General features: G+C 58.0%; 17 protein-coding genes. 4 read left to right on the top strand and 13 right to left on the bottom strand.

The window, feature by feature from the left end; translation table 11 throughout:
- Nucleotides 1-41 precede the first annotated feature (41 nt).
- The 5 genes from Q1A74_RS13705 to Q1A74_RS13685 form a co-directional block, all read right to left on the bottom strand.
- Entirely contained in the window at nucleotides 42-731 is a 690-nt protein-coding gene (locus Q1A74_RS13705; RefSeq protein WP_299597189.1) for a response regulator transcription factor, read from the bottom strand.
- Between the two features lie 103 nt (nucleotides 732-834).
- Entirely contained in the window at nucleotides 835-1,947 is a 1,113-nt protein-coding gene (locus tag Q1A74_RS13700) for an NADH:flavin oxidoreductase (protein ID WP_299597185.1), read from the bottom strand.
- A 111-nt stretch (nucleotides 1,948-2,058) separates the two neighbouring features.
- On the bottom strand, nucleotides 2,059-2,634 hold the full coding sequence (locus tag Q1A74_RS13695; RefSeq protein ID WP_299597182.1) for a phosphoribosyltransferase: 576 nt from the start codon (nucleotides 2,632-2,634) through the stop codon (nucleotides 2,059-2,061).
- 34 nt (nucleotides 2,635-2,668) lie between these two features.
- Nucleotides 2,669-3,394, bottom strand: a complete 726-nt coding sequence (locus Q1A74_RS13690; RefSeq protein ID WP_299597180.1) for a pteridine reductase — start codon at nucleotides 3,392-3,394, stop codon at nucleotides 2,669-2,671.
- Nucleotides 3,395-3,476: 82 nt separating this feature from the next.
- Nucleotides 3,477-4,703, bottom strand: a complete 1,227-nt coding sequence (locus tag Q1A74_RS13685; RefSeq protein WP_299597177.1) for a multifunctional CCA addition/repair protein — start codon at nucleotides 4,701-4,703, stop codon at nucleotides 3,477-3,479.
- 496 nt (nucleotides 4,704-5,199) lie between these two features.
- Between Q1A74_RS13685 and Q1A74_RS13680 the strand changes: the two genes are divergently transcribed.
- Entirely contained in the window at nucleotides 5,200-5,763 is a 564-nt protein-coding gene (locus Q1A74_RS13680) for a helix-turn-helix domain-containing protein (RefSeq protein ID WP_299597174.1), read from the top strand.
- Between the two features lie 52 nt (nucleotides 5,764-5,815).
- Here Q1A74_RS13680 and Q1A74_RS13675 read toward each other — a convergent pair whose 3' ends face one another.
- The 3 genes from Q1A74_RS13675 to Q1A74_RS13665 all read right to left on the bottom strand — a co-directional run bounded on the left by Q1A74_RS13675 (nucleotide 5,816) and on the right by Q1A74_RS13665 (nucleotide 10,835).
- Nucleotides 5,816-7,378 (bottom strand): SpoVR family protein, encoded by a 1,563-nt coding sequence (locus Q1A74_RS13675; protein WP_299598377.1) that lies wholly within the window; start codon nucleotides 7,376-7,378, stop codon nucleotides 5,816-5,818.
- Nucleotides 7,378-8,658 carry a YeaH/YhbH family protein gene (locus Q1A74_RS13670; protein ID WP_299597172.1) on the bottom strand — a complete coding sequence of 427 codons (1,281 nt, stop codon included), beginning with the start codon at nucleotides 8,656-8,658 and terminating at the stop codon, nucleotides 7,378-7,380. The genes Q1A74_RS13675 and Q1A74_RS13670 overlap by 1 nt, the downstream gene beginning before the upstream one ends.
- A gap of 254 nt (nucleotides 8,659-8,912) precedes the next feature.
- Nucleotides 8,913-10,835: a PrkA family serine protein kinase gene (locus Q1A74_RS13665; RefSeq protein ID WP_299597169.1), complete on the bottom strand. Its 1,923-nt coding sequence runs from the start codon at nucleotides 10,833-10,835 to the stop codon at nucleotides 8,913-8,915.
- Between the two features lie 393 nt (nucleotides 10,836-11,228).
- Between Q1A74_RS13665 and galE the strand changes: the two genes are divergently transcribed.
- Nucleotides 11,229-12,257 (top strand): UDP-glucose 4-epimerase GalE, encoded by a 1,029-nt coding sequence (gene galE / locus Q1A74_RS13660; protein WP_299597166.1) that lies wholly within the window; start codon nucleotides 11,229-11,231, stop codon nucleotides 12,255-12,257.
- Nucleotides 12,258-12,309: 52 nt separating this feature from the next.
- On the opposite strand, the gene pulA is transcribed toward galE, so the two are convergent.
- Nucleotides 12,310-15,780, bottom strand: a complete 3,471-nt coding sequence (gene pulA / locus Q1A74_RS13655) for a pullulanase-type alpha-1,6-glucosidase (protein WP_299597163.1) — start codon at nucleotides 15,778-15,780, stop codon at nucleotides 12,310-12,312.
- A 454-nt stretch (nucleotides 15,781-16,234) separates the two neighbouring features.
- Complete coding sequence (locus tag Q1A74_RS13650; protein WP_299597159.1) at nucleotides 16,235-16,687, bottom strand: DUF4168 domain-containing protein; 453 nt, start codon at nucleotides 16,685-16,687, stop codon at nucleotides 16,235-16,237.
- Nucleotides 16,688-16,770: 83 nt separating this feature from the next.
- On the opposite strand from Q1A74_RS13650, the gene Q1A74_RS13645 reads away from it, so the two are divergent.
- Nucleotides 16,771-17,484, top strand: coding sequence for an RNA polymerase sigma factor (locus tag Q1A74_RS13645; protein ID WP_299597156.1), 714 nt, complete (start codon nucleotides 16,771-16,773; stop codon nucleotides 17,482-17,484).
- A 43-nt stretch (nucleotides 17,485-17,527) separates the two neighbouring features.
- Complete coding sequence (locus tag Q1A74_RS13640; protein WP_299597154.1) at nucleotides 17,528-18,502, top strand: hypothetical protein; 975 nt, start codon at nucleotides 17,528-17,530, stop codon at nucleotides 18,500-18,502.
- A gap of 53 nt (nucleotides 18,503-18,555) precedes the next feature.
- Here the strand turns inward: Q1A74_RS13640 and Q1A74_RS13635 are convergent, their stop codons facing one another.
- From Q1A74_RS13635 to pdxA, 3 genes are all read right to left on the bottom strand, one after another.
- On the bottom strand, nucleotides 18,556-19,380 hold the full coding sequence (locus Q1A74_RS13635; protein ID WP_299597151.1) for a symmetrical bis(5'-nucleosyl)-tetraphosphatase: 825 nt from the start codon (nucleotides 19,378-19,380) through the stop codon (nucleotides 18,556-18,558).
- Nucleotides 19,381-19,393: 13 nt separating this feature from the next.
- Nucleotides 19,394-20,215 carry a 16S rRNA (adenine(1518)-N(6)/adenine(1519)-N(6))-dimethyltransferase RsmA gene (rsmA, locus tag Q1A74_RS13630; RefSeq protein WP_299597148.1) on the bottom strand — a complete coding sequence of 274 codons (822 nt, stop codon included), beginning with the start codon at nucleotides 20,213-20,215 and terminating at the stop codon, nucleotides 19,394-19,396.
- A gap of 64 nt (nucleotides 20,216-20,279) precedes the next feature.
- Nucleotides 20,280-21,281 (bottom strand): 4-hydroxythreonine-4-phosphate dehydrogenase PdxA, encoded by a 1,002-nt coding sequence (gene pdxA / locus Q1A74_RS13625; RefSeq protein ID WP_299597145.1) that lies wholly within the window; start codon nucleotides 21,279-21,281, stop codon nucleotides 20,280-20,282.
- Nucleotides 21,282-21,285 lie beyond the last annotated feature (4 nt).

Below are 21,285 nucleotides of genomic sequence, written 5' to 3'. Positions count from 1 at the left end.
ACCAAGCGAACACTTTGCGTTTCAGGTTTCCCTGTGGGCTTTCAGTCTTCACCGGGCTGCTCAAGTTTGAAACCGATATTACTGATGGTTTTCAGCATGGGCCGTGGGAATGGTTTGTCGAGCTGCCGCCGCAGGCTGTAAATATGCGATTTTAACGCGTCGCTATCCGGTGGGGCATCGCCCCAGATCCTATGGCTGATTTCACTGCGGCTGAGGGGTTCCGGGTAGGCGCAGGCCAGTTCCCATAAAATATTAAATGTAATTGTGGTGAGCTTTAACGGTTGCCCGTTTCTTGCGGCCTCGCGGCGGCGTGCGGATATACACAGGGTGCCAATAGTAACCTCATCATTTCTGTGCAACTCGCGCCGCCTTGCCAGTGCGCTACAGCGCAGGGCCAGCTCGCGCGGGTCGAAGGGTTTACAGAGGTAGTCGTCGGCACCAGAGTGGAAGCCCTGCGCTTTGTCGGCAAACGCGTCCCGGGCGGTAAGCATCAGGATCGGCGTGGCAACGGGGGCTTGCTGGCGCAGCGCGCGGCAGACTTCGAGGCCATCCATATCGGGCAAATTCAGATCCAGTAAAATCAGGTCGTAGATCTGCTGTAGTGCCAGTTGCAGGCCGAGTTGCCCATTGCTGGCGAAGTCCACATGCCAGCCATGTCCCTCAAGGAACTCGCCGGTCTGGCGGGCGAGTGTGGGATTGTCTTCAATCAGTAGAATCTTGAGGCTGTTCACCGGAGACGCCTGTCCGCATTATCGTGCATGCGCACATTGTGACAATCTGCCGGTGAAATTGAAGTGAAATTTTGCCGCGACCGGGTTCCGGTCGCGAAGCGGATTAACTCAGGCTCGCCAGTGCCTCTTTGGTAAACGGCACAATCTCTTCCTCACGCCCCTGCTTCACCTTCAGCAGCCAGTTCGGATCCTGCAGCAGTGCACGGCCCACGGCGATCATGTCGAATTCGTTGTTGTCCATGCGGCGCGCGAGCTCGTCGAGGCCAGTGGGGTTGGCGGTGCCGCCCATGCCCTGGTTGTTGCCGCCGATAAAGTCGTCGTCGAGGCCGACACTGCCTACGGAGATGACGGGCTTGCCGGTGAGCTCTTTGGTCCAGCCCGCCAGGTTCATGTCCGAGCCTTCAAATTCCGGCACCCAGAAGCGCCTTGTGGATGCGTGGAAGATATCCACACCGGCGTCGACCAGCGGTGTGAGGAAGCGCTGAAGCTCATCTGGTGTCTGTGCCAGGCGCGCGTCGTAATCCTGCTGCTTCCACTGGGAGTAGCGCAGCACGATGGCGAAGTCTTCGCCCACGGCATTGCGCACGGCTTCCACGATCTCCACTGCGAAGCGGGTGCGGTTTTCCAGGGAGCCGCCGTACTCGTCGTCCCGTTGATTGGTGCCTTCCCAGAAAAACTGGTCCACCAGGTAACCGTGGGCGCCGTGGATCTCTACACCGTCGAAGCCCGCTTGTTTGGCGGCAAGAGCGGAGTCGGCAAAGGCTTTTACCGTATCGTCGATGTCCTGTTTGGTCATCGCCTGCCCGTTGGGCTTGCCCGGTTTGAACAGGCCGGAGGGGGAGTGGGCGGGGTGGGATTTGTCCGGGCCGATGCCTTCCTTGCGCACGGCGCCAACATGCCACAGTTGCGGAATAATCTGGCCGCCGGCGGTGTGCACCTCGTCTACCACTTTTTTCCAGCCGGCCATGGCATCGTCGCCATAAATGGCCGGTACGTTTTCGTAGCCGTTGGCGGCGGGGTGGCCGACGAAGGTGCCCTCGGTGATGATCAGGCCCACTTCGCCCTCGGCGCGGCGGCGGTAGTAGCCGGCTACCTGGTCGTTGGGCACATAGCCGGGGGAGGCGGTGCGGGTCATGGGGGCCATGGCGACGCGATTGCGCAGCTTGAGGGATTTATGCTCGAAGGGGCGCAGCAGGCTGTCGAGGGAGTGGCTCATGAGTGGCTCCGGTTGCTTGAATACAAGCGGAGCACTTTAACCTGTACCAGAGAGTCAGGGGATTATCTTAGGCGTAAAGCAACTTGATATTTTCGATACACCCTCGGCTGCTCAGTCGCCATTTTTCAACTTGCGCAGCAGAGCCTCGTGTTTGCGCAGTTCCGGTTTGTTTTCCAGAATTTCCGCTTCGCTCAGCCCGGTCAGCTCGTGGGGGAACACCAGCCACTGATCGGTTTCGTGCAGGTAGTAATCCGGCTGCATATCCGTCTGGTTGCGGCTGGGCTTGAAGTAGGGGCAGGCCACGCGGATTTCCGGCGTGTTCTTTTTACAGGCCTTGCGCATATCGCTGATGGCCTGCTGAATACTCAGTCCGGTATCGAATACATCGTCCACGATCAGCATTTTTTCATGGGACTCCACCTGTTTGATCAGGTAGGTCAGCCCGTGCACCTTCACGTCCTTCTTGCGCTGGTCGACACCGTAGTAGGAGGAGGTGCGGATGGCGATGTGGTCGGCGTGGAAGCCGAGGAAGTCGAACATCTCCTGTACCGCAATGCCGATAGGCGCGCCGCCGCGCCACACGCCGACGATATAGTCCGGGCGGAAGCCGCTTTCCACCACCTTCAGGGCCAGGGTGTAGGAGTCGTCCAGCAGGGACTGGGCGGAAATAAACAGTTTTTCGCTCACAGCGTTACCTCGAGCTTGGATTGGGCGTTTGTCGTCAAATGTTCAGGCTGCGGCCGCCGTCTACGGCAATGATCTGGCCGGTGATATAGGGGGCGTCGGCGGCAAGAAAGCGCACGGTGCGGGCGATGTCTTTCGGGTCACCGCTGCGCTGCATGGGGATGCGCGCCAGTATCTGCTCCTTGTTATAGCCTTGGCTCTCCTGTTCCGGCCACAGAATCGCACCGGGGGCCACCCCATTGACCCGTACCTGTGGTGCCAGCTCTCGCGCCAGGCTCTTGGTCATCATCACCAGCCCCGCCTTGGCCGCGCTGTAAATGGTGTGGTTGGGCATGGGTTTGTCTGCGTGAATATCGGCGAGGTTGACGATGCAGCCATTGGATTCGGCGAGTGTGGGCGCCAGCGCCTGGCTGAGAAAAAAGGGCGCCTTGAGGTTGCTGCCCATCAGCTCTTCCCACTGGTGTTCATCGGCAGTGCCGATGGGGGTGGGGTAGAAGGCGGAGGCGTTGTTGACCAGTACGTCGATTTCCCCGAAACAGGCCCGCGCGGCGTCGGCCAGTTGCTGGCAGGCCTCGAGTCCATCGAGATTGCTCTGTACGGCGGCGGCGGAGCCGGCACGGCGCTGGTTCAGGGTTTCTACCAATGCCAGTGCCGCTTCCGCTGAGTGTCGGTAGTGGATGACTACCCGGTGTTCGCGGTGCAATTCTTCGGCAATCGCGCGCCCCAGGCGGGCGGCGGCGCCGGTGATCAGAGCTGTGGCCATGGTGGTGTTCCGGTCAGGGTGGTTGAGTTGGGACTTTATCGAGTGGCTCAGCACGGCAGCCTGTGCTGTGGGCGGTTCGGGGTCAACCCGGTGCGCCGTAGGTCTTTTTCAGCTCGGTGACGGCCTGTAGCCGCGCCCGCTCCAGTGCCTTGCCCAGCGCCGCGCCCTCAAATCCCTGAGTGATCAGGGCTTGCGGGTCCACATTCGCGGCGGCGGCGCGTGCTGCACGCAGGTAGTCCACTTGCGGATATTCCCGATCTTCCAGTCCCAGGCGGCCGCGGGCATCCGCTTCACAGCTCAGCAGGAATTGCTCAAACCGCTCCGGCCTGCGCAGCGCATCCAGCGCGCGCAGCATTTTCAGTATGGTCTGCGGGCGCAGCTCGAAAGCTTTGTGGCAATGCAGGTGGTACTCGCACACACCCAGCGACAGGGCAGTAATAGGGTTGGGTACGCGCAATCGCTGACAGACTTCCTTTACCAGCGGCAGGCCGGCGGCCTCGTGACCGCGGTGGCTGGGCAGCACATCATCGGGGGTGATCCCCTTGCCGAGGTCGTGCATCAGGACCGCGAAGCGTACCGGCAGCGCATCGGGTGCCTGACAGAGCGCGCGCAGTACGTGGTCGCCGGTATCGATTTCGGGGTGGTGTAGTGCGGGCTGGGGCACGCCGAACAGCCGGTCCACTTCTGGCAGCAGTACTTTGAGCGCGCCGCAATCCCGCAGTACGCGAATAAAAACGTCCGGGCGTGGCTCGGTCAGTGCCCGGCTCACCTCCTTCCATACGCGTTCGGGCACCAGATGTTCCACTTCCCCTGCATCCACCATGCCCTGCATCAGCGTCATGGTTTCATTGGCGACAGAAAATCCCAGCGGTGCGTAGCGGGCGGCAAAACGCGCGACCCGAAGAATGCGCAGGGGATCTTCGCTGAATGCGGGAGAAACGTGGCGGAGTATGCGAGCTTGCAGATCGGCGCGGCCGCCGTAAGGGTCGACAATATCGCCGCCTTCGGTTTCCGCCATGGCATTGACGGTGAGGTCGCGGCGCTGCAGGTCCTGTTCGAGGGTGACATCCGGGCTGGCGTAGACCGTAAAGCCGCCGTAGCCGTGGCCGCTTTTGCGCTCGGTGCGGGCGAGGGCGTACTCCTCGCCGGTATCCGGGTGCAGGAATACCGGGAAGTCCTTGCCGACCGGGCGGAAGCCCTGAGCCTGCATTTCTTCTGCGGTGGCGCCCACCACAACCCAGTCGCGCTCGTGCACCGGGCGCTGAAGTAACCGGTCGCGTACAGCACCGCCCACGAGATAGCTTTTCACTGTGTGACTCCACGGTTAAACCGGGTCATAGTAGCGAAAATTAAGGAGGCGGGTGTGGCCATAAATGCTGCTGAACCTGAGCGAGACATCGGTAAAACCGGGTTTGGTCAGGTAAATAGTAGGAAATTGGGGTGGCGGGAAGATAAAAAAAAGGCCCCGAAAATACAAGGGGGCCCAGGGTCTTAGGGTATTCGTGAAGAGAGAATCCCAACAAGCTCGTTTGCGCCTGGTGCCCCGATATGTCCGTAGATACGTACAAAAGCCTACAGAGTCAGGGCCGTTAGCGCTTGTTGCAGGTCGTAAAATGACCTGATGCAACATGCTGTCCATTCTATGTAACCTGCCTTACCTGTCAACCATGGCAATCAAACTTTTATTGAGGGATATGTCCGTTGGTTCGTTAAACATATATAGGCATAGAATTAACGCCTGATAATTTGGTTTAATTCAGCATAATTAATAACTAAATGCGCGATTCGTGGGGGATAGTAATAAGATGAGCGAAGTGCATGTGCTCACTACCGGGGAAGCCGCCCGGTACTGTGGAGTGAATTTTCGTACCGTAATCCGATGGATTGAACGCGGTCAGCTGAAGGCGTACAAGCTTCCCGGGCGCGGTGATCACCGTATCTGTGTGGAAGACTTTGTCGGTTTCCTGCGCGACAACGCCATGCCGGTGCCTGCGGAGCTGGGCAGCGCCACCCGCAAGGTACTGCTGGCGACGGCGGCACCGGAACTGGCCGCAAGCCGCCCGCTGCTACAGCAAGGTGGTGTGGAAGTGGAGATTGCCGGTGACAGTTTCAGCGCGGGGGCGATGCTGGTTACCAGTAAGCCGGCGATGCTGGTGCTGGATGCCAACCTGGAAGGGGCCAACGGTTTTCAGATTCTGGATACCCTGCGCTCGCGCAGCGAGTTTTCTTCACTGAGTGTTCTGGTGATCGCACCAAATGGTGAGGTCAATCAGCAGCGGTGGCTGGATGCGGGTGCCGATGCAGTGGTCTCAGCCAGTTGTGATCGCAATGAGCTGATCGGCCGTATCAATCTGCTGCTGGATGCCTGACCGGCCGACAAGCCGACAGGGCAAGATTGCCGGGTGGTGCCACGAGCCGATTTCAGATCGGCTTCGGCACCAGCATGGATTCTTCTTCTTCCGATCGATCCCTGCCCAGCTCCGGGCAGTGGAAGCTTGCGGTGATTTCGTCACCATTCAGGCTGTGCAGATGCACATCAAACCCCCAAAGGCGGTGCAGGTGCCGCAGTACCTCTGAGGTGTCTTTGCCCAGCGGTCTGCGCTGATGCTGGGTATGGTGCAGGGTGATGGAGCGATCGCCTCGGGTCGCAACCGAGTAGACCTGAATATTCGGCTCGCGGTTGCCCAGGTTGTATTGCCCGGCCAGTTTCGCGCGCAACTCTCTATAGCCATCCTCATTGTGGATGGCGCCTACCTCGATTTCTTTCTCCCGATCGTCATCGGAAATGCAGAAGAGTTTCATATCCCGCATTACCTTGGGAGACAGGAACTGCAGAATGAAACTCTCATCTTTGAAATCCCGCATGGCGAATTGCAGGGTCTCTTTCCAGTTGCTGCCGGCGATATCCGGAAACCAGGCCCGGTCTTCTTCTGTCGGATTCTCACAGATCCGGCGAAGGTCCGTGAAAATACTGAAGCCCAGCGCGTAGGGATTAATTCCGTTGTAATAGGGGCTGTCGTAGGACGGCTGATAAATCACACTGGTGTGGCTGGTGAGGAACTCCATCATGAAGCCATCGGTCACCTTGCCGCGGGCGTGCAGCTCGTTCAGCAGGGTGTAGTGCCAGAAGGTGGCCCATCCTTCGTTCATCACCTGGGTCTGGCGCTGTGGATAAAAGTACTGCGCCAGCTTGCGCACGATACGCACCAGTTCCCGCTGCCAGTTCTCCAGTAGCGGAGCATTTTTCTCGATAAAGTAGAGAATGTTTTCCTGCGGCTCTTCCGGGAACCGGTGGGGCTCAGCGTGCTCTTCCGCTCCGCCCATGTTGGGAATGGTGCGCCACAGGTCGTTCAACTGGCGCTGGCGATACTCTTCGCGCTCTTTCTGGCGACGCTCTTCCTCGTGTGCGGAGATCGGGTAGGGCCGTTTGTAGCGGTCCACGCCGTAATTCATCAGCGCGTGACAGCTGTCCAGCAGCGCCTCCACTTCATCCACACCGTGGCGCTCTTCACAGCGAGCGATATAGTTTTTTGCGAACAGCAGGTAGTCGATGATACTGCTGGCATCGGTCCAGGTGCGGAACAGGTAATTGCCTTTGAAAAAAGAGTTGTGCCCATAACTGGCGTGCGCGATGACCAGCGCCTGCATGGTCATGGTGTTTTCTTCCATCAGATAGGCGATGCACGGATTGGAGTTGATCACAATCTCGTAGGCCAGCCCCATGCGCCCGCGCTGGTAATTGTTTTCCACGCTGATGAACTGCTTGCCGAAGGACCAGTGGCTGTAGCCCACCGGCATCCCCACGGACGAGTAGGCGTCCATCATCTGTTCGGAGCTGATTACCTCAATCTGATTGGGGTAGGTGTCGAGGCCAAATTCCTTGGCCAGCAGCGCAATTTCCCGGTCGTACTCCTGAATGAGGTCGAAGGTCCACTCGGAAGTCGTGGAAATGGGCTGCTTGTTATTGATCGCTGTATCGAGCATCACGCGGCAACCTTCTGTGTGAATAATTGACGGAATACCGGGTAGATATCCCCCACATCAATAATTTGCTCCATCGCAAAATGGTCTGGAAATACCTGCTCTACGCTCCGATATTCGTCCCACAGGGCCTGGTGATCCCTGGGGGTGATTTCTACATAGGAGTAGTACTGCACGTGCGGCATGATGTCGTCGATCAGGATCTTGTGGCAGGTGCTGGAGTCGTCGTTCCAGTTGTCGCCATCGGAAGCCTGGGCGCCGTAAATATTCCATTCGCTGGCGGGGTAGCGGTCCTGCATGATGTCGCGCATCATTTTCAGTGCACTGGAAACGATGGTGCCGCCGGTTTCCCGGGAGTAGAAAAACTCCTGCTCGTCCACTTCTTTGGCACTGGTGTGATGGCGAATGAATACCACTTCGGTGTATTCGTAGCTGCGCTGCAAGAAGAGATACAGCAGCAGGAAGAACCGCTTGGCCATATCCTTGGTGGCCTGGTTCATCGAGCCGGACACATCCATCAGGCAGAACATTACCGCTTTAGAACTGGGGCGCGGCTGTTTCACCAGCAGGTTATATTTCAGATCGAAATCATCCAGAAACGGAATACGACTGATGCGACTTTTCAGGTCTTCAATTTGCAGGCGCAACTCATCTACCCGGCGCTGATCGCGCAACGCCGCGTCCTTGTTCTCCTCAATTTCCAGCTCCTGTTCCAGCAGCTTGATATTGCGGCGCTTGCCGCCGGAGAGTGCGATACGTCGCGCGTTGGCCGAGCGCATGGAACGCACCACGTTCAGGCGCCCGGGGGTGCCCTCGTTACTGATACCCGCGCGCACCACCTGGAAGGAATCGTTGCCGGCCAGTTTGCGCTTCACCATGTTTGGTAACTCCAGGCCCTCGAACATGAACTCTAGGAATTCATCCTGGGAAATCTGGAAGGCAAACTCGTCCATCCCTTCGCCGCTGTCACTGGCGCCACTGCCACCACTGCCTTGACCCTGGCCCTGCCCGGGACGGGGAATACGATCGCCGGTAACAAACTCCTTGTTACCCGGCAGCACCTGCTCCATGTGACCGCCGCGGCCATTGGAAAAAATCGGTTCATTGAGATCGCGGGTAGGGATACTGATCTTCTCGCCATTGCCCATATCGGTAATGGACCGGCTGTTCATGGCTTCGCCGACCGCTTTTTTGATGTGGGACTTGTAGCGCCGCAAGAAACGCTGGCGATTGACGGTGCTTTTCTTTTTGCCATTCAGGCGACGGTCGATGATGTAACTCATAGTACTGCCTTATATTGCTTTGGCTGTGCCGCTCGCTATTTGCGGCGCGCCCAGCAACCTGTTCCAGCGGATGCATTTTTCGCGAAGCTGGATGGATTGACTGAAGGCCCTGGCGCCGGTGGAGCTCTTCGAGACTGTCCGTCGGAGGGACCCGACGGACAAGCCCCCAGGGATGGGTTCACGGCGTGTCTCGAAGAGCTCCACCGGTGGCAGGGCCGCCACCATAGGGCTTAAAGACACGAACCCTTTAGCAGTTACTGAGATTTCCGCACCCGCAGGTACCATTCGGAAAGCAGTCGTACCTGCTTTTCGGTGTAGCCGCGCTCCACCATGCGATCCACGAAATCGGCGTGTTTTTTCTGATCGTCTGCGGACGCCTTGGTGTTGAAGGAAATCACCGGCAGTAGATCCTCGGTATTGGAGAACATTTTTTTCTCGATGACCGAGCGCAGTTTTTCGTAAGATCTCCAGTCCGGGTTCTTACCCTGGTTCCCCGCACGGGCGCGCAGAACAAAATTGACGATCTCGTTGCGGAAATCTTTCGGATTAGAGATCCCTGCGGGTTTCTCTGTTTTTTCCAGCTCCTCGTTCAGCGCCGCGCGGTCGAGAATCTCACCGGTTTCCGGATCGCGATATTCCTGATCTTGAATCCAGAAATCCGCGTAGGTCACATAGCGGTCGAACAAGTTCTGGCCGTATTCCGCATAGGATTCCAGATAGGCGGTCTGGATTTCCTTGCCGATAAATTCTACATAGCGCGGTGCCAGGTACTCCTTGATAAATCCGAGATAGTTTTCCTGCTGCTCCGGCGGGAACTGTTGCTGTTCGATCTGCTGTTCCAGCACATACAACAGGTGCACCGGGTTGGCAGCCACCTCCGTGGCATCGAAGTTAAATACCTTGGACAGGATCTTGAACGCAAAGCGGGTAGACAGGCCGTTCATACCCTCATCCACACCCGCGTTGTCGCGGTATTCCTGAATGGTTTTGGCTTTCGGGTCGGTGTCTTTCAGGTTCTCACCGTCATACACCCGCATTTTGGAAAACACGCTGGAGTTTTCCGGATTCTTGACGCGGGACAGCACCGAGAACTGGGCCAGCATACGCAGCGTATCCGGCGCGCAGGGTGCTTTTGACAGAGAGCTGTGTTCCAGCAGCTTGTCGTAAATTTTGATTTCTTCTTTCACCCGCAGGCAGTAGGGCACCTTGACGATATAGATGCGGTCGAGGAAGGCCTCGTTGTTGCGGTTGTTGCGGAAAGACTGCCACTCAGATTCGTTGGAGTGGGCGAGGATGACCCCGTTGAACGGGATGGCGCCCAGCCCCTCGGTGCTGTTGTAGTTGCCTTCCTGGGTGGCGGTCAGCAGCGGGTGGAGCACCTTGATGGGCGCCTTGAACATCTCCACGAATTCCATCATGCCCTGGTTGGAGCGGCACAGACTGCCGGAAAAACTGTAGGCATCCGGATCGTTTTGCGGGAAATCTTCCAGCTTGCGGATGTCTACCTTGCCCACCAGCGCGGAAATATCCTGGTTGTTTTCGTCGCCTGGTTCGGTTTTGGCGATGCTGATCTGATCCAGAATCGACGGGCGGATTTTCACCACCTTGAACTTGCTGATGTCGCCCTTGTATTCGTGCAGGCGCTTGACCGCCCATGGAGACATGATGGTGTTTACGTAGCGGCGTGGAATGCCGTAATCCTCTTCCAGGATCTGACCGTCCTCGGATGGTGAGAACAGAGCCAGTGGAGACTCGAATACTGGCGAACCCTTGATCGCATAGATTGGGATCTGCTCCATCATTGCCTTGAGGCGCTCGGCCAGGGAGGATTTACCGCCGCCCACCGGGCCCAGCAAATACAGGATCTGTTTTTTCTCTTCCAGGCCCTGGGCCGCGTGGCGGAAGAAGGAAACGATCTGCTCGATGGCTTCCTCCATTCCGTAGAATTCATTGAACGCCTTGTAGCGCTTGATTACCTTGTTGGAAAAAATGCGCGAGAGTCGTGGGTCACGGGAGGTGTCGATCAGCTCGGCTTCGCCAATCGCCATCAGCATGCGCTCCGCCGGAGACGCGTAGGCGCTGCGGTCGTTTTTGCACAGTTCCAGGTACTCCTGGATGGTGAGTTCTTCCTCCTGAATCGACTCGTAGCGTTCCAGGTAGTGATTGAATATCGACATGGTTTACGACTCCCTGTAGCGTACCGCGTCAGTGTCCGGCCTCCTGCCGTGGAGTACCTACTGCGCTGCAGCGTGTGATGACCGCGAATACATCTCGCAACGAATGCTGAAGAGCGCTGACGCGCGAGAACGCTATCTTTATTACCTATTGATTGCGCGACGATGCTGCTGTCGCAACAGGGGTCCTGCTATCAGGTCCCGCACTTTCAGGATAGTCAGCGCTGTGGGCTTCAATGGAAGATCGGCACAAGATGGGTTGAAAAAGGTGTCAGTTTTGCGAAGCGCGTTTCCGGCGTAAAATACGCTTCACCATGTTATGGCAGAGTCTGTGCGTGATGATCGCTGCGCCGGACCACGAGATCGCAACCGTATATCCAACAAATAAGGAAGATCATGAAAGTTCTGGTAACCGGGGGCGCCGGCTATATTGGCAGCCACACTTGTGTCGAGCTGCTGGCGGCGGGGTTCGAACCCGTGGTGGTGGACAACCTCTGCAACAGCAGCGAGGAAGCGCTGCGCCGGGTCGAGGCGATTACCGGCAAGTCGGTGCCTTTCCACCAGGTGGATATTCAGGACGGGGATGCGCTGCGGGACATTTTTCGGCAATACCCGGTTTCTGCGGTAATACATTTCGCCGGACTCAAGGCCGTGGGCGAATCCGTATCCATTCCTCTGCGTTATTACCAGAACAATGTTGCCGGCTCCCTGACTCTTTGTGAGGTGATGGCAGAGTTCGGTGTGCATCAGCTGATCTTCAGTTCGTCTGCCACTGTGTATGGTGACCCGGAGACGGTACCCATTCGAGAAAACTTCCCCACCGGTGCCACCAACCCCTACGGTGCCAGCAAGCTGATCGTGGAAGACATGCTGCGCGACCTGTGCAAGGCCCCCGCAAGCGAGTGGAAAGTGAGCCTGCTGCGTTACTTCAATCCCATCGGCGCCCATGAGAGCGGTACCATCGGCGAAGATCCAGCGGGAATCCCCAACAACCTGTTGCCCTACGTGGCCCAGGTGGCGGTGGGACGCCTGCCACACCTGCAGGTGTTCGGCGACGACTACGCCACCCCCGATGGCACCGGTGTGCGCGATTACATTCACGTGGTCGACCTGGCCCGCGGTCATCTGGCAGCGCTCAACAAGCTGCAGAAGCCGGATACCGAGGCCGGCTGTTACACCTACAACCTGGGTACTGGCCGCGGAAGCTCCGTACTGGAAATCGTGCGCGCTTTTGCCGAGGCGGCGGACAGGGAGGTTCCCTACCAGGTTGTTCCCCGTCGCCCCGGTGATATTGCCGAATGCTACGCCGACCCGGCTTACGCCGAACAGGAGCTGGGTTGGAAAACCGAGCTGGATCTACAGCGGATGGTGGAAGACACCTGGCGCTGGCAGTCGCAGAATCCGCAGGGCTACAAACAGCAGTAAATAAAAAACCCGGCAGCGCCGGGTTTTTTATTGTCAGTGGAAAGGGCGGAGATCAGAAGCGGCGGCGACGCAGCAGGGCGGCAATCAGCAGGCCGAACAGGGCGATGCCTGCGGCGCCGCCACTGGAACCGTTGTTGTCCTGCGGTTGCTCCTCTTCTTGCACCTCCTCTTCTTCCTCAACCGGAATTGAGGTGTCGTCGGTACGCGCCAGGGTGAAGACCGCAGTGGTGCGCGCCGGTACGGTGAAGACGCCGGCTTCTACGAACGCGTTCTCAAGCGCAGTATCTGCGGACGCCTGTTGTACCGGGTGCAGGGCGAACGGCAGTTCAGCCGCCGACTCGAGAGTGAATTCCTGAGTCTCCGCGCCACCGTTGAACAGGACCAGAATCTGAGAGGTTTCCGCGTCAAAATCCCCCGCAGCATCGTTCAGGTGCATGGCGATGAGGCCGGGAATCTGTTCGGGGCCAGTGTTGGCAAAGGAAACCACAGACTGCACTGCTTCTCCTGTTGGCAAGCGAAATAGCCCACTGCTGGCACGGATCTGTAACCAATCCTTGAATACGGTCAGCGCAAACTCGCGGTCCGTCTGCTGTGGAGCAATATCCGGGTTGGCTAGTAGCGGTGCCATTAACCCCCAGTTGTCCTCGTTCTTGTCCGCAATCGGCAGGCCGGCGCCCCAGTTGTCGGTGGCGAGGGAGAAGTCGATGGCGTTGAACCAGTCACCGGAGTTGTAGCTGTCGCGGTCCATGGATTTGGAGCGCAGGATTTCCTGGCCGGCGTGGATGAAGGGAACCCCCTGAGCCAGCAGGACCAGCGAGGTGCTGAAGTTCTGCAGGCGCACCCGATCGGCCACACTGGTGGTGCTGTTCGCCTTGATCTGGATGCCGTCAAACAGGGTTTCGTTATCGTGGGCGGCTACATAGTTGATCGATTCCTGCGGGTCGGCGGTGTAGCCGGTGGGCTGGCCGTTGTAGATCAGCTCGGCGCCGCTCAACTCGGTGCCGTCGGAGGTTTCCAGTACATAGTCTGCGAGGTTGCCTGCCAAAGTGATACGTACTTTATCGGCGAGCGTCAGCAGGGTAGCGCGCTCGTCGTCACCGCCGAACTTGCCGTTGCTGTCGGTAAACAGGCCGGTACCAAAACCCTGCTCCTCGAAACCGCCGAACGGATTGCCACCGCGCACCGAATCGCGGATACGATCGTTAAAGGTGCCGACGCCGGTGCCTGCCATATTGCCCTGGCGTGCCTGCACGAAGCGCGCATCGTCAACCACTTCACCAAAGTTCCAGCCCTCCCCGTACAGATACATCGAAGAACCATCGACGCCGTCGGTCTCCAGGGTGAGTGCCTGCAGATCGCTGGCCACATTCAGAATGTTTTCCTTGCTGTGGTGGCCCATCAGGTCAAAGCGGAAGCTGTCCACCTTGTAGGCAGTAGCCCAGGTTTTCATGGAATCGCGCATCAGCTTTTCCATCATGGTGTGCTCGCTGGCGGTGTTTGCGCAGCAGCTGCTCATTTCCACAAAACCTTCGCCGTTGCGGCGGTGGTAATAGCCGGGCACGATTTTGTCGAGAATGGAATTGTCGTACTGGGCGAAGGAGCTGGTGTGGTTGTATACCACATCCATGACCACCCGCAGGCCCATGTCACTCAGGGATTGCACCATCTCGCGGAATTCGACGATGCGCTGTACGCCGTTCGGGTCGGTAGAGTAACTGCCCTCGGGCACGGTGAAATGTAGCGGATCGTATCCCCAGTTAAATCCGTCCTGATCGCGAATAGCGTTGACCGCGGCCTGCTGCTCCGTACTGTCTGCGGCGTAAACACTCAAGTCTTCGGTAACCGCCTGCGCGGATTTCTCTTCGTTGACGGTAGCGAAGTCGAATGCCGGCAGCAGGTGCACATGAGACAGTCCCGCGGCCGCCAGTTCAGCCAGGTGCAGGCTGCCACGGCCATTCTCGGTGAAGGCGGCAAAGGTACCGCGAGCCCCTTCGCTGACCATATCGTCCGCAATACTGAAATCGCGCACATGCAGCTCGTAAATGGAAATATCTTCCGCCGCAGACAGTGATGGTTTCATCACTGAATCCCAGCCTTCCGGTTTCAGGTCTTCGTCGTTCAGATTGACGATCTGGCTTTTGTGGGAGTTGGTGGACAGGCTTAGCGAATAAGGGTCCGTCACCCAGTTGTTTTCAATGGCGCGGGTTGCGTAGGAATAAACTTCCACTTCGTACATATAGAACTTGCGGTCCCAGTCGATACTGGTGGATGCGCTCCATACGCCGTTATCTGCGGTCATCTCTATGTATGCGGTGGGCTCAAGCTGCCCGGCATTGTCGAACAGGTGCACCTTGACGGATTTCGCGGTCGGCGCCCAAAGCGCGAATTCGATCGCGTCTTCGCCAACGGTGGAGCCGAGTGCGCCGTCGTAGGCAAAGGCGGCATCCAGTACGCCCGGTGTCTGAATACCGGTGGTATCTACGATGTTTCCTTCCGCGTCGAATAGCGCCACGGCAAGTTGGCCTCGAACCAATGCTTCGATATCGGTATCGGCCGGCAGAGTGAACGCCGTGGCATTTGTCAGGTGTGGAAATTTAGCGCTGGCAGATTCGCTCATACCATCTGCGCTGTGTGCCATGGCAATTTCGATATCGCCGCTAACGCCGTCCGGGCCCAGGGTCAGTGCTGCGCTGTCGCTGGCTACCAGCATGGCGCTGCCACCTTCTGGCAGGGTAACCGGCCATACGATGGTGTTGGCGTCCACCCAGTGCGCCTTGTCGGTGGTCAGGTCACCGCGCGGTACGCCGTCCGTGCTGACAACGACATTGTTTGTATTGCTGTCGAAAGCAAAATAAATTTCCTTACCTTCCTCGGCAGTAAACGCAATATTGTTGCCACTGCTGTCACCGTAGCTTTCTTCCCAGCCCTCATTGAGTGCGGCTTTCATCTGGTAATCACCGGCGGGGAGTACATCGGTGATAAAGGTGTAGATACCGTCACCATCTACGTCCTGTAACCAGGTCTGAAGGCACTCGGGCTGCCAGTCGCCGGGGCAGCCCAGCTCACTCTGAAAATCGCCGGCTGCGGCAACAATGGTGTGTCTTACGTTGTCCGCTATCCAGTTGGATTCGTGGTCATAGAAAAAGTTAACTTCTTGCTCGGTGGCGATACTCAAAGGAATATTGCCGCCGTTTGCGTCGGCATTACCCCCATAGTTTTCATCCCAACTGCCGTTGATGGCGACTTTGTATTCGTAGTCCCCCGCTGGCAAGGTGTAAGTACCCCGCCAGAGATCATCATTGGCATCGTAGGTCAGTTGCGACACTTCGCAGGCGGCATCCCAGTCGGCCGCACACCCGATGGGAGTCTGGATGGAACCGGGAATATTGACCATGGAGAGTTCAGAGTTTGCCGTCTGGGCGTTGCTGTGCGCCGAGGCGGCAATAGCGATAGCCAGCAGTGAGGCGGCGTGAATATGGCGCGCGCGAGGGGTGCGCCCGCTTGCGCGAGAAGAAGCTTGCATGCTCTTTGACCTTATTGTTTCTATTATTGATTTTTTGCCAGCCTGCGCGTTATTTGCTCCGCGCAAGCGGGCTCACCATCGCTACATGCGCCCCCTCAAACCGACGGGTGGCCGAGTGCACGTACAAAAACGGAGACTTGATTAGAGGGCAGGTGCTGGCAAAGGGCATCCCACCCGGTGGGGGGGGAGGAAAAAATGATCGGGGGGGATGGTAGGCGTGTGTTGGATACTGTGTGCCGCTATTCTTAGCGGACTCGATACTGTCCTGGCCGCTGCAATGCGTACAGTCATTCTGGCGTTTTTTAAACAAAAAAAAAGCGGCCGGGGCCGGCCGCGGGGAATGCCCTGCAATACAGGGCGGGGGTAGGAGCTTTGTCGGGGCCATTGCTGGCCCCCTTCGTTTGCCTTTCGGACTTTCGCTTGCTGAGAAAGGCCGTAAAACGAAGATGTTACTTCAGCGCATTTCTTCCACTCGGGCTGCGAGCTCTGGATCCATCGCTACCGCGCGTGCGATTGCATTGTATTCGTCCGTGCTGAATCCCGCGTTTTCTACAGCGGTCAGCATTCGCTGATTCCCTTCTGTGCGAATTTCCATTGCCTTGCTTGGGTCATCTTCCTGCTGCAATTTCGCATTGATCTTTTCCCGGGTCTCATCTACTTCTTTGCGCACTTCAACAAACGACTTCAGTTTTTCATCGGAAAAATTAGCGGCATCGGCGGTGTCTTGGGCCGAGCTGTAGGGCGACGCTGCCTGGGCCGTGCCGTGTTCCGGTGCGTTACCGGTCTGTGCGTGGGCCGTCAGCGTAAGGGCGCCGAAAACTACCGCAGTAGTGAAGATGGCTCCGCGCGTGAGTGAAGGACGGCTGTTGAAATTGGCGGATTGAGAGTTGATGCGAAAAATGTTCATGCACAGTTCCTTTTCCAGTTGGCGTTCAATGTGTGCGGCCAGTTAATCGTCGCACTCATCCACTAAAACAATGCAGGTCTCCAGTGGGTTCCAAAAAAGAAAAATATTTTTTCAGTGGAACTGAGCAAGGGGCTCTCTTGTATAAAGAGGTAATGTCAGTAAATGTGAGCCAGATACAGGAAGCGAAAATGACATTCGAGGAGCGAGTTTGTGAACAGATTCCCAATATGCGGCGCTACGCATTGGCATTGTGTCGTGAAAAATCTTTGGCTGAGGACCTTGTCCAAGATTGCCTGGAGCGCGCATTGCGCAAGCGGCATCTATGGCGCCCAACGAGTAAAGTGAAGCCTTGGCTATTTCGGATGCTGTATCGAATTTATTTGAACTATCGAAGCTCCGCTCGCGTACGCAGGGAGTCGTTGATGGAAAATGCAGGAGAAGAAGTGCTGGTACCATCTGGTCACGAAGCCAGGCTTTTGTGCCGGGATGCCATGTCGGCGATTGAACGGTTGCCAGAAGACCAGCGTGCGGCTCTGCTTTTGATCGTGCTGGAGAACCCCAGCTACAAGGAAGCTTCCGAAATTCTCGGGATTAATTCGGGCACTCTGCGCAGTCGGATTTCTCGCGCACGCGAGTCCGTCCGCGATGCCTGTGCAGATACGTCCGATGAACGTTCGGAAGCTGTCTCTGAAGGGGCTGACGCTGAGGGTTTTGTCTCAAAAAGCGTTGCCTCAGAAGAAACGCGTTCTTCTGGCCGAATGACGTCCGGTGGCACCGTATTGCAGCGGGTGAAATGAATATGGCTCGATTTTTTTGAGTCAGACAATTCGAGGGTTGGCTATGTCTCTTTTCCGGGATAGAAACAATACGCGAAATATCACTGCCGAGGACTTATCCGCGTTTTCCGATGGCGAATTGATGCCGGAGCGCGCAAGAGCTGTCGCTGGTTTTTTGCGGCGAAACCCTGCGGCAGCGAAACAGGTATATGAGGCCTGGTGTCTGGAAGGGGACCTGCTCGGGCAATTGAGTGACGCGGCCGAGATTCCGGCAGAGGATGCTTCAGAGAGCTGCGGGTCGATAGAGAGCCAGCGCGGAAAGGAATGGGGCAACTGGTCGCCGGCACCCTGGTTGGGGGGCATGGCTGCCGGAGTGTTGTTCGCATTGGGCCTTTGGGTGGGGAGTCTCGATGGTTCCTCCGCCGGGGCGGGTGTGGGCGCGACGCCTTCTGTGAGTCACGTCGCACTTGGTGAGCAGATACGGCCGGACGTAGGGGCGGCCCAGGATTTTTCGGGCGGTGCGCTGGTACCAGTTTCGGCCGCTGCGCCGGAAACGGAAGTGCCAGACCTTGATCTGCCATCCCAGCCTCTAAACGGCCCGTCTTCTCCACAGAGCCCATCTGGTGACGAGTTGCTTCCGCAGCAGGATCTCCTTCCCAAGAGTCAGCACCCGGCCAGCGAAAGCGTTCAGCTGCATTTTCAGAGTGGGGATGGGCAAGCCTTGACGTTGGAACGTTTCTCTCTCGACCCCTCGGCCAATACGCAGTCGTTTGAGCAGCCCTCGCTGGAGGCACAGGGCGCACCAGGCGCGCAAGATGGAAAGGTGCACTGGATACAGGCCGGTAACTTATATGTGCTCTCGGGGAATGTCGGTGCGGCGGGATTGTTTGCGGTGGCATTGAATCTGCGGGAGCAACAGGGACCGAATGGAGTGCTGGGCGCCGTTCAAAGCCGCACGGCACCGCGATCGGCGGAAGCGATACCTGGCGCGACCGCAGGTGTAGCCGCTGAAACTGCTCCGGGGTTCAGCAAAATGTGATCCCCCGGCGTATAGCGAGTTTGCGGTCGGAGGGCGGTGAGCATTATCGCGGTCTAGATTGTGCAATCCGCACAGTAAAACGATTCATCTTCCAGCTTCATGGCCGTGAGGTATCCCCCCCACACGCAGCCGGTATCCAGCGCATACACATTCTTCGTATTCGCTTCCCCTTCCAGGGCTGCCCAGTGCCCGAAAATAATCCGGTCGTTTTTCGTCTTGCGGCTTTTGTAGCTGAACCAGGGTTTGTAATCGTGGTGGGCGGCCAGTGGGCCCTGTTTGGTGACTAGATCCAGAGTGCCGTCTTCCTTGCAGAAGCGCATTCGGGTGAAGTAGTTGGTGATGGAGCGCAGGCGTTCCACACCGATCAGGTGGTCGCTCCAAAGATGTGGTTCGTTACCGTACATGCCAAAGAAAAAGGCCTCGGCCATGGCCGGGTCCTGCAGGGCCCGGTGCACTTCCCCGGCTAGCTCCAGTGCTTTGCTCATGCTCCACATGGGGGGGATTCCCGCGTGCACCATGGAGAAGTATTTGTCGTTTACTTTTTTGTGCACCATCAGCGGCTGTTTCTGCAGCCAGCTCAGCAGTTTATCCGCGTCTTTGGCCCGCAGCACGTCCGCGAGGTCGTGTTCTTTGTCGGTCAGGCGCTTGGCGCCGTGGGCGATGGCCAGCAGGTGCAGGTCGTGATTGCCGAGTACCGCGGTGACCTGGCTGCGGTGTTTGTACAGGAAACGCAGGGTACCCAGACTGTCCGGGCCGCGGTGCACCATGTCACCGGCGAGCCACAGCCTGTCTTTGTCAAAATTGAAATGGACTTTTTTCAGCAGTCTTTGCAGTGGTTCCAGACAACCCTGGATGTCGCCGATTGCGTAGGTGGCCAAAGGACTTCCCCGTTTATTTTTGTGGTGACTCGGGCGTGGCCAACTGGCTGCAGTAGTTCGCCAGCTCCACGTATTCCTGGACGCTCAGGGTTTCCGGGCGGCGGCTGGTGTCTATGGGCAGCTGCGCGGGATCAAAATCCGGGAACAGCGGTTTGAGTGCATTGCGCAGGGTTTTGCGGCGCTGCTGGAAGGCGACACTGACGATGCGCTCCAGCAGGGCTTCGTCTTCTGCCGGGTGTGGCAGGGTCTGGTGGGGCACCAGGCGCACGATGGCGGAATCCACTTTCGGTGCCGGGCGGAATGACTGCGGCGGTACCGGGAATAGCCCCTGCACGCGGCAGTGGTACTGGGTCATCACACTCAGGCGGCCAAACGCTTTTACACCAGGCACCGCGCTCAGGCGGTCCACCACTTCTTTCTGCAACATAAAGTGCATGTCCTGGATCTTGCCGCGAAAACTTAGCAGGTGGAACAGCAGTGGCGTCGATATGTTGTAGGGCAGGTTGCCGACAATGCGCAGTTGCTCGCCGTCGCCCTCGGCGAGTGAACCAAAATCGAATTTCAGCGCGTCTTTTTCGATGATGCTGAATTCCGGGTATTCGCGGAATTTGAATTCCAGCATCGGGATCAGGTCCCGGTCCAGTTCTACTGCGGTCAGTGAAGGGCACTTGTCCAGCAGCAGTGCGGTGATGGCGCCCTGACCGGGGCCGATTTCCACCAGCTTGTCGGTTTCTTTGGGGCCGATGGCGCGCACGATGCGTTCAATGATGTTTTCGTCGACGAGAAAGTTCTGGCCGAAACGCTTGCGCGCCTTGTGTTGGAAAAAGTTGTCCATTCAATTTTGTTCGGTTAGGTGCATAGGGTGGGCAATACGCAGCGTGCCCACCAGGGAGTAGATTTTAAAGTTGGCGCAGCTGGACCAGCTCGATGGCCTGGCTCAGGGCGGCGTTGAGGCTGCCGGTATCGGCGGTGCCTGTGCCTGCAATGTTGAGCGCGGTACCGTGATCCACGGAGGTGCGTATAAACGGCAGCCCCAGGGTGATATTGATGGCGCGCCCGAACCCCTTGAATTTTAACACCGGCAGACCCTGATCGTGGTACATGGCCAATACCGCGTCACAGCGCGCCAGTTGTGGCGGGGTAAACAGTGTATCGGCGGGCAGGGGGCCAATGAGGTTCAGGCCGAGGGCGCGCAGGGTATCCAGTGCGGGTTCGATAATCTCGATTTCTTCCCGCCCCAGATGGCCGCCTTCTCCGGCATGGGGGTTGAGACCACATACGCCGATGCGCGGGCTCTCGATACGGAACTGGTGCTGCAGGCTGCGGTGCAGGATGGTCAGCACCTGCTGCAGTGACGACGCAGAAATGGCACCGCTCACGTCTTTCAGGGGAATATGGGTAGTGGCTAGCGCGACGCGCAGGTCGTCCGCGGCGAGCATCATCACCACCTTCTCTACACCGGCCTGCTCGGCAAAAAACTCGGTGTGACCACTAAACGGCACGCCGGATTCGTTGATTACCCCTTTGTGCACCGGGCCGGTCACTACCGCGTCGAAGCTGCGGTCTTTGCAGCCTTCGGCGGCGCGGCGCAGGGTTTCCAGCACATAGGGGCCGTTTTCTGGGTTGAGCTGGCCCGGGCTGGCGGCTTCGGCGAGAGAGACCGGCAGCAGGTGCAGGGCCCCGTCTGGCGTGGCTTCGGCGGGCTGTGCGGGATTGAAGGGGAGCAGTCGCAGGGATTTGCCCAGGCGGGCGGCTTCCTGTTGCAGCAGGTCCGGGTCGGCTATGGCAATGATCTGCGCGCGGGCAATATCTGGTGTGCGCCCGGAGTGGGCCAGTTTGGCCGCGAGCTCCGGGCCTATCCCGGCAGGTTCGCCGGGAGTGAAGGCAATGCGTGGGGTCATCCGC

Origin of the sequence: uncultured Microbulbifer sp. (genome assembly GCF_947504145.1) — a bacterium.
GTDB lineage: Bacteria > Pseudomonadota > Gammaproteobacteria > Pseudomonadales > Cellvibrionaceae > Microbulbifer.
This window is presented reverse-complemented; position numbering and strand designations above follow the sequence as displayed.